This window comes from Legionella bozemanae (assembly GCF_900450575.1).
Taxonomy (GTDB): domain Bacteria; phylum Pseudomonadota; class Gammaproteobacteria; order Legionellales; family Legionellaceae; genus Legionella; species Legionella bozemanae.
In genome coordinates this window covers 100522-113777 of record NZ_UGGY01000003.1, presented here as the reverse complement: position 1 = coordinate 113777, position 13256 = coordinate 100522, and the positions used below count along the sequence as shown (strand labels likewise).

Below are 13256 nucleotides of genomic sequence, written 5' to 3'. Positions count from 1 at the left end.
TACCGATTCCGTTTGGCCTTTTTTCTTATTTTTTCCTCATTATTCTACTCAAAATAGCAGCGCGTATTATGGCAGTTTGAGGGCCTCTTATATCAGGATATTCCTTTACAACTTCATTTCTCATATCAGAAAAAAAACATCGTTGCTTAAATGTCATGTAAATCTTATCAAATACAAAATTTTCACTATTCCCTTCTGCATTGAGCACCATTTCTTTGTAATCAGGATTTTCCTTCAACATTATTATGGCTTCGTTCACCCAATCAGTTTTCTTTTTTAAATTATATTTTTCAGAATTTAACAGAATTTCTCTGAGTGACTCTTTTATTTCTTTATTAATAGTAAATGTAATAATTTTCTTGTCATCTTCATTATTATTGAGTTTTAGTTTATTCATTTTTATCGCACTTCCTGAGCAATTAGAGGAATTATTTTTTTAAAGCATTCCTCAACTGATTTACCATTATTCCATTGAACATTATTGCTTATCGTATTCATTTGCTCGACAATACTCTCGTGTAGAATGCTGCTTGAAACTAAGGCATCAAAGATAATTTTGGCAATATTTGGTTTTACCTTACCTAAACTAACATTTAGTTGTTTACGTCCTCTTATTTCTTTTTTTGTGACTAATGAAAATTCGAGTTCTTTTTTTAGCTTAACAATTGCATCAAAGGATAGATTTTTTATGGCAGCCTTTAAAAGAACTTGTTGATGTTCTGCATTTTCAACTGAAATAATTAATTCAATTAATTTTATATTCTCTATTTTTCCTTCAGCAATCGCTTGTTTTATTTCTGGGCTAGCTTGCAGAATCAGAATATATCTTCGAGATTGTGTTATGGACATTCCTGTTAAGTCACTTAGAACTTTTGATGTTATTTTCTCGTTATCATTTTTATCTTTATTTTCGTTTAAATATTCCTTAACAATAGCCTCAATACTCGCAACTCTTTCAGCAAGAGATAAGTCAACACGTTCATTATTCTCAATCCACTGTAGAACTCTTAACTTTGTACCGACTGGTCGTTGACTTGCAATTCTTGCTATAATTTCCTTTTTACCAGCAATTGCTGAAGCTAGGGTTCTACGTTCGCCAGCAATTAAACGACATTTGTTTCCAAATCTGTATACAAATATGGGATTAATTAACTGATCATCTAGAATAGTTTTCGCTAATGACTCAAGTGACTTCCAATCATTTTTCTTTTTTGCGTAATCAGGATCAGAGGGATCTATTCCATTCATAGCATCATGAAGGGTTAGTGCTAATTCACGATTGTTTTCTGGATCAAGTTCTATTTTATCTAAGGACAATACTTCTATTGACAGTTCCCCAGCGTAATCATTGGCAATCGCCAGTGTTCTTGATATGGCTTCCTTTGTCTCTCCGGTTTTGACTGAATTCAGTTTGAATTTACTAACCATAAGAAGCCTCCTTTTCTTCTATTTTGTTATATACATTATTAAATACTCTGTCATATACATAAGAGCACCATTTCTCACTTTCAATTCTAGCTAGATGCGTTTTCGGTAGATTAAATACGCAATTAGGTTTTGCATCTTCTACTACCAATTCTGAATATATAGTTCTTTGGGCGATAGGAGGTAACAACCATTCTTCTGATTTTTCTATTGAACGCAAATCATTAAGGAATTTAGTATGTACAGCTGTTTTACGAACTTGGTTAGGTAAAATTCCCGCTATTTTGATTGTGTCGTCTTTTACTCTTCTAAGTTGCTCTTGTGAAATTGCTTGAATCATGCCTATGGTTCCATTAATACCATATTGTTCAAGTTCAGTTGGTAATAGGCCATGAGTTGCTGCTCGCAACCCTGCCATTGTTAGTGGACCAAACTGTGGATTCGTATCAATAATAACAAATTGATAATCACTGTGGGTTGATAACATTTCTGTAAATTCTTTAAGACGATTTATAACCTTTTCTTTCACATCTACTTTTAGAACACGCTGTGCGTCTTCAAGTAAGGAAGCAAAAGAAGGAAAACAATGTAAATTGTCAACCCATGTTGGGTATGGATAAATAGATTTACCTATGAATATGTCTGCAATACTACTAACACCATCCCAATGTGGATCATCTTCTGGTAAGTTATTAGGATCCCACTCTGGATGTGCTTTAGGCATATAACCAGTTGGGTGAGCAGGATCTCTGGTGGTTGGAATTAAGCTAGATGAAGAATTACCTTGTGGGTCTAAATCAATAAATGCGCCTTTCATGTTTTTACATTTAGCTAGATATTGTGCAAGAGTGAGTGCAATAGTTGATTTGCCAATCCCTCCTTTGTTTCCTGCTGTTGTAATTACTTTCATCCATCCCCCTTCTTACAATAAGGTGTTTTGTACTATTTGTTATAGGCTATCTATTTTGAAATGAATTTGCAAGCGGTAATTTGTACTATTCATTTAAATTTATAAAAAAGAAAAATATATATCTTTTTTCTTCTATTCATAGATTCCTTACATAAAATAACAATAACTAATTGATTTTAAATGATTTATGAAAGGATCATTGTGTATCTATTTGGGAGTAATAGTGTAGGTTTATGAGTTTTTCTGTGTAGTAATATGGGGTTCAAAAGGTTTTTCAATCATATGTGTAGCTTTATGGGGTGTTGTGGTGTAGTTATATGGTAATGGTGTAGCTTTATGGGGTGTCTTTTATCTATAAACTTTTTAATGCAATGGATGATCGATTTTAGGCGGCTGGTTTTTTTGCTCTAGAAACTTTGAAAATTCGGAGTGGCTAGTGGTATTGTGAATCTTAGTAAAAGATTATCCTGATGTTTCTTTTGGTATACTTATCTTTTGTATTAAACTTTCTATCGTGCACTAAGATATGTTAAAGCGGATAGTACCACACTATATTTTTTGCATTTACTCGAATAAATTATATATTGATTGATTTTGATAATAGAACAAATTCGGGAATAGATATAAACGAATGTTATTCCCATATTCTACATTTTCATTTCTAGTTGTAACAGAATAACTTCATTCGCACGCCAAGGCGCGTAGTCCGCGATAGGCTGCAATTTATGCATACAGCCTGAAGGGACGCGGAGTAAATCTTTATACAGCCGTAGAGTCATTGGTGCAGGCGTACGCTTTGTTCGTTCAGAGCAAACGTGCCGGAAACAGGGCTGTCGCGGCCTTTAACCTGTCGCGTTGACGCGTGAATTCTGGGGACTGGGATGTTCCAGAATTTTTAACGAGGTAGCGACACGCTTATGTGATTAAAGAATCATATCAATTGCTACTTTGTAGCGGTGTTAGTATGTGATTAATTCTTGCCAAGTATCTTGATTATTAAGCAATATATGCAAGTAATAAGGATCCACGTATTGAGTTAAATCCATTGTATTTGTCTTTATCAATAGCGAGGATTATATTGTTTTAACGAATAATGACCGCTGGTGTTGTTGGAGCTAAGATTATCGTCTCTACTTGAATGGATAAATTGGTTTTTATAACTATGTATCTATTATCAAGGTAAATAGTTTTATCGCTTAGCATTTTTCAATAATCCCATTTAACGATAAGCTCTTTTCCCTCGCAGTATTGTTTAACTCATTTATAGATCTAAGAAATTTATTCCTGATTTAAGCAAAACTTGTTTTTTAAATATTAAAGTAATCAACCTGTACTCAGTGTGTGACGAATCAATCATCTACAAAAATTAATTAATAGAGTTGCATCCTAATTTTATGAAAATCTTAATCATCTTTAGGATGATGTTTTTTTGTTTTGGACGGTTGAATTTTTTATTAAATTTGATCCTGGTTCTGTTTCAATAAGAGCTTTTAATTTCACGAGACCTCTGCCTGGAATTATCGGTTTCATCAATTGTCCCCGGGGGATAATTTTAGTAACTCATTGATTGTAAACAATAAAAATAAATAATATTCTGTAATTCACATGGAGTTATGGAATGGTGTAGATTTATGAGGCGGCGAATTTTAGAGCAAATTATGATGATTACAAATTAACAGGAAAGGATTCAAACTTAATCGCAAAAATATAAACCACTACAACTTAACTGACTAAATATAAAATTGAGGAGGAAAAAATTTGAAGAATCATTTATTATACAAAGCGACATCCATGTTAGTTTAATTTTCCTTAACAGCAATGATAATGGAACAATACATTATAAATTAACAGTCTGAAATATTGGCGACTTATCATGGGTGTGATGCAATTAAAGCTGTAACGTAGAGGAATAACTATATGACTATTATTGATGCAAGACCTACATGTTTTTATCATCCGATAAAAGTCATTTTTTTAGATGATAACCGTGCATTTTTGGATGCGTTAGATTTAGAATTTGGCGAAAAATTTAATATACTAACACTTACAAATTCAGATAAAGCTTTTCAGCTGATTGATAACGATAGTCAGGATGTTAGCCAATCAATTTTCAAATTGATGAATGATGTTAATCTAGATACTACTAATGATCGGGTTATTGGATTTGATGTTAGTAAAATGTTAAACCTGATTTATGATAAAGCAAGGTTTGAGCATGCACCACTGTTAGTTGTGGACTATCAAATGCCCGCTATTAATGGAATTGAATTTTGCAAAAGACTTAAAGAGAGAAAAGTCTTTAAAATTATGTTAACTGCAGAAGCAGATAAAGATACAGCGATCAAAGCGTTCAATAATGGCCTAATTGATAAATTTATACTCAAGACAAGTGAAAATTTATATCCAGAAATTACATTAGCTGTGCATGACCTAACTCAGCGCTACTTCAGAGAGTTAACAAAGAATATAGTTAATGCATATGAAAACTCCATTAATGATTTATTTGATAATGAATTATATCAGCAATTATTTGCCAATGTTCAAACGCAGGCACAATCTGTTGAATATTATCTAGTTGATAATTCAGGGAGTGTTGTATTTCTTGATAAAGATGCCAAACCTACATGGCTTATCATTAGACACGTAAAAGAGTTATCTGATCAATTAGATTTAATGCAGGGATATGAGCTACCCGAGCAGACTATGGCCGCGGTTGCAAAAAAAGAAAAAATATTGTTCTTGTTATCAGAAAAAGAATATAAAAAACCAATAGCTGAGTGGGTTAACTATTTATTTGATGCGCAAAAGCTAGATAACAATTACTACTACAGTATTACCAAAGATCATTTAACCGATTCTATAGATTGGGGAAGGGTGATTTCATATTCCTCATATCTAGCAGAGAGATAATATAGAGCGTTCTTTTAGCTCTGATAAAGAGCAGCAGGACATTGGTATAGAGCAGGTTCTTCAGGTTTTGCCTACTATTATTAAAATCAAAGAGAGTATTACAGAATTAACTCAATTAGTAACACATGAATTAAGAATAAACTGTTAACTTTATTCAACTTTGATTACCATATCCCTCGAAATTAACTTAAGTTTCAAGGAATGCTTCATGACGAACATCAACAATAATAAAGCTGCATTAGTGACCGGAGCCAGCCATGGAATTGGTCTTGAACTCGCTAAAATTCTTTTAGGTGACGGCTGGGTTGTCTATGGAACAGGACGGGATGTGAGCAGCTTAGAGGATACTAAAGCGCTATATCCTCGTTTTGTTCCCATTCAATCGGATTTTACTCGCAATAGTGATATCGAACAGGTTGCTAAAATTATTAATGATTCTGGAATACTTCTTCATCTTTTAGTTCAAAATGCAGGAATGAAAAGTCCTCCACGTCCGTTGACCGAATACGATTGTGATAGTATTGACGAAGTTTTTCAGGTTAATTTATTAGCTCCAATGAAACTTACGGCACTTCTTGCAGTACGGATGCCTGAGAAGTCTCGGATTTTATTTGTTACATCAAGAGCTGCCACTCTGAAACTTAAAGAAAGTTCAACATACTGTGCCAGTAAAGCGGGTTTGGATGAAGTAACTGCTATTGTGAGAAAAGAGTTAGCAGAGAAAAATATTGGTGTGTCTTGTGTTATTCCAGGGGAAGTGGATACAAGAATTCAAAAAATTTTAAGAGAAACAACTTCATTTCATCTACATAAAATGTTTGATGAGGCTTATCAGTCCGGTCAATTAATAAGTCCGGAAACTTGTGCGGAATTCCTCAAATGGTTTCTTTGCGACTTATCTTTTGATGAGTTTAAGCAAAGCAATATGCCCGTTTCCATCTATGAAGAGTGGCATCATTCATTCTGGCTTAGAGATAGGAATCAGTTACCTCCTTTTCCTTTCTAATTTATTTATGAACTTTTACGATTAATTTCAATAAAAGTTTCAACTTGGGAGAACAGATGCTTAGTTTGTTCTATTGTTTTTTCAAGGCATTATTCTCTTGCGGAGAGCATGCCTCCCATTCTTTCTACAATTGTTTCCTCGATAATCCGATCATGCCTTCTAAATAATTTTTAATTGTTCCCAAATGCTGATAGCCTTGTTTAAGGTTTCTAAAGGGCAAATCAAAATAAAACGAGGGCATTAAGTCTCGACACAAGATCATTGAAGTCATTGGTTGTGGTGTTAATTCGGTTCAGGGATTAGTCGACTTATAGCTTATACTTATTTTTCTGGTTTTTCTTATTTATCTGATTGAATGGTGTAGCTTTTTAGGCTATGATTGAAGCTTAATTGGCTTCAATATAAAAATCATGTTTGATACTTCAATATTGTTTTCTGAATATCGGCGGCGTGTGCTGGCACTTTTATTGCTTCATCCTGATGAGCGTTATCATGTCCGAGAGATTGCGCGGTTAACGAATACCACAGCGGGTACACTTCATCGAGAACTATCCAAACTTGCTAAATCCAAAGTACTTCTGCGCGAGCAGAGTGGTAATCAAGTTTATTACCAAGCAAATCGAAATTTTCCTATTTATACGGAGCTTGCAAGCATTTTAAAGAAAACGTCTGGTTTGGTGAATGTGTTGTTTGATTTTTTAACTCCATTAGCTGAAAAAATTGAAGTAGCTTTTGTTTTTGGTTCGGTGGCCAAAGGAACTGAAAACCTTGGAAGTGATATTGATGTGCTTATTATTGGTGAGGTTGATTTTACAGAAGCAGTTGAGGCTCTTTATGCTGCTCAAGCTAGCTTAGGGAGAGAAATTAATCCCAAAATATATTCCAGGGAACAATGGAAGGCATCTTTACAAAAACAAGATCTTTTCATTCAGGAGGTTTTAAATAATCCCAAGCTATTTATTATGGGAGCTGAACATGACCTTGGATAATTTAATTGGCATCAGCCTGGAAAAAATACCACCTCACCCAGATACCATAAATCGGCTTTTGAATGCTGCTGAACGTAATATTGTGGATTCAAAAATTGACTTGGTTAGCGCGGAGAATCGCTTTGATGCTGCCTATAAAGCAATTATGCAAATAGCAAATGCAGCACTTCAATCTCATGGATATCGAACCTTGACTTCTAAACCAGGACATCATCAAACGATGATTCAGTTATTGCCTCAGACTTTAGGTATTGATAAAAAAACAGTGATTATATTGGATGCTATGCGGAAACAACGCAATATTGCAGATTATTCTGGCGATATTATTCCTGAGAGTGCAGTAATAACTTGTATTGCTCAAGCAGAAGCATTATTAAAAGATTTTAAAAAATGGCTGAGTATTAATGATGGAAAACGAGCGAACAACACATAACTGATGGCGCAACATAAGATTGGAAATTTGGAATCCAGGAGGACTCCCTCCATCATTAACTTTAGAGAAATTACGTCATCCACATGGTTCTGTTCCAAGAAATCCCTTGCTTGCTGAGCCATTGTATTTAACGAAATATATCGAGCGTATGGGAACTGGTACAGGGGATATGATTCGTCGTTGCCGTGAGGTTGGACTGCCAGAGCCTGAATTTTCTATCTCTGATGGATTCAAGACAACCATTTGGCGTAAATCATCATCGATGACCGGACAAGTTGCCGGACAAGTTGCCGGACAAGTCGATCCATGGGTTGAGCGGGTACTCAGAGCATGTGAGCTAAAAGGTGAGCTGAAAAGTATAGAGCTACAAGAGGTAGCAGGAATCAGGCATCGAGAAACTTTTCAACGTAATTATCTTGATCAATTGCTCAGGGATGAGTTAATCGAGCGTACTATCCCAGATAAGCCTAAAAGTAGATTGCAAAAATATCGCTTGTCCCAAAAGGGAAAAATTTTATTAGAAGATTTATCTAAAAATAAAAAATAGAATTAAGTGGTGGTTAGAAAACAGAAAGGGATAAAAGCAATTACTAAAGTGACTTTGTTTGGATGATTTCTTGTTTAAAGGACCAGTTTTAGCAAAACATCACTGAAAGTCAATTTTTATGCACTTAAGTAAAAAAATCAACTTCCATATTTTAGTTTTAAGCGTTGTTTTGACTATAACTAATGGTTTAGGTTGCATAAAAAACATCGTTTCATTAAGCGCTATTAAAACGCATTTAGAATAACTCTGTATATTTAATAATCATTCAACATAGATAGATTCGATATTAAAAGGGAAGCTCAGTTGGTAATGCGTGCTTTGAATGCGAACCTTTAGGTGGTTGGTGGGATTCAAAAAGCATCTGTTCAGGTAACCTTATGTCTACAGCACCATTAAGACTATTGAGTCACTAAAAAAGGATGACTGAACACAAATTATCCGATAGAATGATCAAGATTTAACCGTTCCAGGAAAGGCGCTCGGTTGATTGTTGTTTCAAACCCAATTAAGGAAACGTGGTAATGAGTAACATTCTAAATATTAAAAATCAATTTCCCCTCTCAATGTGTAACCGTAAGACCTTATTTTCAGGGTTTTTAGACCTTACCTCAAACACTTTAATTACATCTCAATCCAATACGTAAAAAGGTACTGGTTCCCGTCATCATGCTTATCTTAAGATTAGTCTGATAATCATGTGACACTGTTTAGCATGGATGACTCACTCGTTGTAAGGAAGAATCATGACGTATCAAAAACTGGAACTTGAGTTGGTGTCTTCACTCCATCAGTCAGAAAATATGGAGCAGGACGACCTCAATCAAAAAACAAAAAAAGATAAAGAACGTTTTGAGAAGATTGTAACCACTCAAAATAAAATACAAAGAATTAAAGCAGATCTGAATCAATTGATTCAGGCGATGAATCAAAATCCAAGTCTATTATCTCGGGCTGCCAGCTTTTGGAATGAAATCCCTTTGTGGCAAAAAATTACCGCAGGTGCAGTGCTCACCGTACCTCTTTTGATGATTGGCATCATGGCAAATCTTGCAGCCCTTATTACGCTCAGTATTGTTACTGGGATAGTTTATACGGTAAGTAGTATCCTTCTTGATAATCATCAGAGTCAAAATACAGATAACATCGAAGGTTTAAAGGCAGGAATTTCAAGTCTTGCTGATCTGCTGGACTCGGTTATTTCAACTTTAGAGCTCTTGCGCGAACAACTGGCCATTGAAATTGATGCATTCCAGAAAGAAAATGTGCACCTGACTGAGAATATCGAACAATTTTCTGAACAGATTAAATCATTAAAGTCGCAAATCAATGAGTTGACTGATACCGAAAAAGCACTGCGTGCAACTCAGATTGAACTCGAACTTACTGCCGAAAAGCTTAAAGGCTCAATCGATGAGCAGTCTCAAGCTTTAGAAAACACTCAAAAAGAATTGGAGCAGGTTGTAAAGGCGTATCAAGAAAATCAAAATCAGTTGTCTGATAAAATAAAAGAACTGGATGACATTAAAGAAAAAATGGGAAAAGAAGTGGAACAGGCGAGGGCAGTTGGACTTGTCTTAAGTGGAACAGTGGAAACATTCTCTAACATGGTGATTCAAGACAAAGAACAACAGGCTGCTTTTCAAAAAAGATTGGAGGAATTTTTAAACAATAAAGAGAAAAGCTTTGTTGAGGTAGCAGGCCGAATTTGTGAGGCCGAACACAAACTTTCAGTGGTTACAAAACAATTAGAAGAAAGTAATCAGAGGTATCGTAAGCTTTTAGACAGGCAGGAACAACAGATTATTCGCCTGGAACAAATGGATGTGTATCAATCCGATGAGGTGCAGGATTCATTTGATGGTGTTAAGCCAAGCATTAATGGGTTTTATGCAATAAAAAAAGAACCTCCATTTTTGTCTGCCCCTACCCATGGAGTTGCGATGGTCGCTGTAGTATAAGTGGGGCTATTTTTCTTGAGGCCTGTGTTTGAACAGGCATTGGCTTTAAGATTAAATGCCCGCATAGGGAAAACCCATCAATTAATGCTTTTTTGCAGCATTTATTTTGAACTAAAACGAGTCAACTAACATGGAAATAAGAACCGTAGCCTTTGAATCCGATTTAATGATTACCCTGGAAGGTAATCAGAAGGTAGTTATTACTCCCTTTAAGACTCTTGAGCCTGGCAACTTTAAGTTGGGTATTGAGGCTCCTAAAAATATATCCATTAACAGACAGGAAATCCATTTAAGAAAACAAGAACAATTAAAGAAAGATGAGGGTTAGGGAACTGGTGCTATTTTCGTAATCTGTTGCATCGCAAAGAGGTGAAAAAAATTATTCAATAGGTAGAAAGTAGATTGAATTAAAAGGAGGTTCCTCTATATTGATATGATGGTGATCGTGTTAATGGGTATTTTTGAGCATTAATTGGGAACAAGAAAAGGCCATTCTAATATGTCAGTCAAAATCACACTGTATCGTTGGGAAGGACAATATGGTCCTTTCAAAATCAAAGTCCCTTGTGGTGAATGTTCACTCACCAAGGATATTATCTTGGATGCGATTGCAACGGATTTAAAAGACATTCCTGTCGAATTGGACATTCATGCCTGGCTTAATGAGTGGTGGAAGCCGTTATTGAAAGGGGCGTGGCATGCCCCTATTGTACTGGTTGAGGGTAAAGTGATTAGCCAAGGCCATGCTCTGAATCGTGGGGTGTTAACTCAAGCGGTGATTGAGGCTCATGCAAAACAAACCACATTAACTGGGAATCATATTTTTGGTAAAACTAATTGCATCCACTGCCAGCATGCCAAACAGTATTTCGAAGAGGCCAAACTTTCTTATGAATTTCACGATGTGGTAAAAAATCCAAGGGACTTGTATGAAATGCTGGCACGGGTTAAGCCCATTGTTGGTGCAAAAACACCGATAACTGTTCCTCAAATATGGCTTGATAGTCAATACGTTGGAGGAGCTGAGGAATTAAGTGCCATTCTTGGGCGAGAGGTTGAGCCTAATCCTGAGCGAGGGATTTGCTCTCTTACCGCAAAAGGCCATGAGAAAAATTAAACCACTGATTAAATCAGTTCAACGTCTTCTGCTTGCAAAGACAATGTGATTAAAGATACCAAAGACTGGAGAAAAAAGTAATTATTTTCTTGTGCTGATTATTATTGCACCGCCTAAGATAATCATAGTTCCATGTGAATTAGTCATGATGATTCTCCTTAGGCTCCAATGTGGTGAAAAGAGGGGCAGAGGTTATTTGGTCGATGCTGTTTACACGGATGCAGTAAGTGCTGCAATGCCACTTTTAATCGCCTTAACTCTTCAATTGGTGGATATCATTATTCTGGGGACTTTGTCTTATAAGGCCTCTGTGAATTCACAATCCAGCAAGGTTTTTATGAATTTACTGTGACTCCAAACGGAACAAACAGTGTTTTCCCATCGATTTGCACTTGGGCAAACATTTTAATAAATCCTACTTTGTTGGGCTCTATATGAAATAGTAATTCAGGTCCTCCTCGTTCCGTATTATTTGTAGGTTCCTTGCCCATAGGATGAACATGAGTTACTGTTTTAAAGTCCTCATTAAAACCAACAATGTGAGCATAAGCACCCATAATGGGTTCTAGGGTATGAACTGGGTTTTCCTTTGCATCGGTGATATCAATTTTGCCCATGACTGCTTGACCGACGTGCAATGGTGTTTTATCAAAAGACAATTTAAAATGGTAGCCATCAACAGTACTTTCAAATAATGGTTGTCGATGAATAGGATTTTCCAATTTCTTTTTGGTTTTTGGGGAAGGTAAATCAGCAACTACATATTCTTGGGTTTTTGTATTAGTCGGTATCAGATCAGCCCATGCTCGATAGGAGGCACGCTTAAGCGTAGGCTGCCATTCAAATTGATAGATGCCTGGTATCGTTGTTTCGACTGGATGGACATGACTGTAGTCAAGAAGTGTATCATCGATAATCAACAAATGAATCTTTTGTGTATGTGCTTCAATAAGATCGTTTAAGGTGATTGGTTTATTGCTTTTGGTGTCAATTAATTTGATTAATACCAGTTTCTTGTCCTTTTTATCCATTATCTCTTGAATAGATAATTGCAAGGTATTTTTTGATTTCAAAGAATGTGTCGATTGATTGTTCATCATGCGTTGATTAGGTTTTTCGGAGAAAGCAGTAGGATAATATGAGTTAATGAATATCAAGCTCATTAGGGTGATGGCAAATTTCTTCACAATATTTTCGTCTCCAAGAAAACCAATAGGTTTTAAAATAGTTTCTTATAGTTATATTTTGTATGCTATTTATTTTAATCAGTAAATAGAATGATATCATGATTGTCTTTTTAAGACAGGCATTAAATATAAGTAGAGGTACCCTAAATGTTGGTTAGGATCGTCAGCGATGGTTCTTTGTTGGGATGACGAAATGGATGTGATACGTGTCAATTAATTAGTTTAATATTTCAAAAAACTAACTCAAATTTTGAATCGGTTTAGGATACGAAAAAAGTGAGCTAAAAACAATTCAACTATCATTCAATTAATTCAAAACAAAGGGACAAAGTTTTCTTTTGCACGTAAATTTTTTTAGGTTTTTTTGAGGACACATCAAGACATTTTAATTGAGCTTCTCAAAGGTTATTCCTAGCTAATTGTTCGTCAAAGCATAGAACACTTTGTTTTGACTTATCCATACCAAAGAGTCTATATTGTAATTATTTCCTTTAAAATCAAGGATAGAAATTATCATGAAACAAAGTCATTGGATGGTTTTGGCGTGTTGTTTAGTCCTTACTGCGTGCATGAGCAGTGGCACGAGTAGTAAGTACACTAAAAGTCTCGAAGAGCATGTCGCTCAAGGTCATGTTGGCCATGGTGGCGGTGGTGGTCGCTAACACTAAAATCTTTATTACTCAATCCTAAAGATTCATATGAGCGCTCATCCTATAAAGTCTAAGAACTATTAATCTATTCGGGCACTAAAAATTGAGATAAAATGATGCGCAC

At 35.4% G+C, this 13256-nt stretch carries 14 protein-coding genes; 10 read left to right on the top strand and 4 right to left on the bottom strand.

What is annotated here, in order from left to right:
- Positions 1 to 25 precede the first annotated feature (25 nt).
- Genes DY223_RS17860 through DY223_RS17850 form a run of 3 tightly spaced genes read right to left on the bottom strand, consistent with a single transcriptional unit; the run spans position 26 to position 2335 of the window.
- Positions 26 to 397: a hypothetical protein gene (locus DY223_RS17860; RefSeq protein WP_058460922.1), complete on the bottom strand. Its 372-nt coding sequence runs from the start codon at positions 395 to 397 to the stop codon at positions 26 to 28.
- 2 nt (positions 398 to 399) lie between these two features.
- Complete coding sequence (locus DY223_RS17855) at positions 400 to 1428, bottom strand: ParB/RepB/Spo0J family partition protein (protein ID WP_058460923.1); 1029 nt, start codon at positions 1426 to 1428, stop codon at positions 400 to 402.
- Complete coding sequence (locus tag DY223_RS17850; protein ID WP_058460924.1) at positions 1421 to 2335, bottom strand: ParA family protein; 915 nt, start codon at positions 2333 to 2335, stop codon at positions 1421 to 1423. Before DY223_RS17850 ends, DY223_RS17855 begins: the two co-directional genes overlap by 8 nt.
- Before the next feature lie 1917 nt (positions 2336 to 4252).
- Here DY223_RS17850 and DY223_RS17845 point away from each other — a divergent pair.
- The 9 genes from DY223_RS17845 (at position 4253) to DY223_RS17795 (ending at position 11647) form a co-directional block, all read left to right on the top strand.
- On the top strand, positions 4253 to 5245 hold the full coding sequence (locus tag DY223_RS17845) for a response regulator (RefSeq protein ID WP_058460925.1): 993 nt from the start codon (positions 4253 to 4255) through the stop codon (positions 5243 to 5245).
- 208 nt (positions 5246 to 5453) lie between these two features.
- The gene (locus DY223_RS17835) at positions 5454 to 6251 is read left to right on the top strand and encodes an SDR family oxidoreductase (RefSeq protein WP_082642503.1); all 798 of its coding nucleotides are present in this window, start codon (positions 5454 to 5456) and stop codon (positions 6249 to 6251) included.
- Between the two features lie 410 nt (positions 6252 to 6661).
- Complete coding sequence (locus DY223_RS17825) at positions 6662 to 7240, top strand: nucleotidyltransferase domain-containing protein (protein WP_058460926.1); 579 nt, start codon at positions 6662 to 6664, stop codon at positions 7238 to 7240.
- Positions 7227 to 7673: a hypothetical protein gene (locus DY223_RS17820; RefSeq protein WP_058460927.1), complete on the top strand. Its 447-nt coding sequence runs from the start codon at positions 7227 to 7229 to the stop codon at positions 7671 to 7673. The genes DY223_RS17825 and DY223_RS17820 overlap by 14 nt, the downstream gene beginning before the upstream one ends.
- A gap of 19 nt (positions 7674 to 7692) precedes the next feature.
- The gene (locus tag DY223_RS17815; protein WP_058460928.1) at positions 7693 to 8220 is read left to right on the top strand and encodes a Fic family protein; all 528 of its coding nucleotides are present in this window, start codon (positions 7693 to 7695) and stop codon (positions 8218 to 8220) included.
- Between the two features lie 743 nt (positions 8221 to 8963).
- Positions 8964 to 10178: a LegC2/C7 family Dot/Icm T4SS effector gene (locus DY223_RS17810; RefSeq protein ID WP_082642504.1), complete on the top strand. Its 1215-nt coding sequence runs from the start codon at positions 8964 to 8966 to the stop codon at positions 10176 to 10178.
- Between the two features lie 130 nt (positions 10179 to 10308).
- Positions 10309 to 10506, top strand: a complete 198-nt coding sequence (locus DY223_RS17805; RefSeq protein ID WP_058460929.1) for a carbon storage regulator — start codon at positions 10309 to 10311, stop codon at positions 10504 to 10506.
- Between the two features lie 171 nt (positions 10507 to 10677).
- Positions 10678 to 11295: a glutaredoxin family protein gene (locus DY223_RS17800; protein ID WP_058460930.1), complete on the top strand. Its 618-nt coding sequence runs from the start codon at positions 10678 to 10680 to the stop codon at positions 11293 to 11295.
- A gap of 145 nt (positions 11296 to 11440) precedes the next feature.
- A complete protein-coding gene (locus DY223_RS17795; RefSeq protein ID WP_131744465.1) occupies positions 11441 to 11647 on the top strand; it encodes a hypothetical protein in 207 nt (68 codons plus the stop codon).
- Here the strand turns inward: DY223_RS17795 and DY223_RS17790 are convergent.
- Complete coding sequence (locus DY223_RS17790; RefSeq protein ID WP_058460932.1) at positions 11631 to 12482, bottom strand: hypothetical protein; 852 nt, start codon at positions 12480 to 12482, stop codon at positions 11631 to 11633. The genes DY223_RS17795 and DY223_RS17790 overlap by 17 nt on opposite strands.
- A gap of 515 nt (positions 12483 to 12997) precedes the next feature.
- On the opposite strand from DY223_RS17790, the gene DY223_RS19305 reads away from it, so the two are divergent.
- Positions 12998 to 13144 (top strand): hypothetical protein, encoded by a 147-nt coding sequence (locus DY223_RS19305; protein ID WP_016356828.1) that lies wholly within the window; start codon positions 12998 to 13000, stop codon positions 13142 to 13144.
- Positions 13145 to 13256 lie beyond the last annotated feature (112 nt).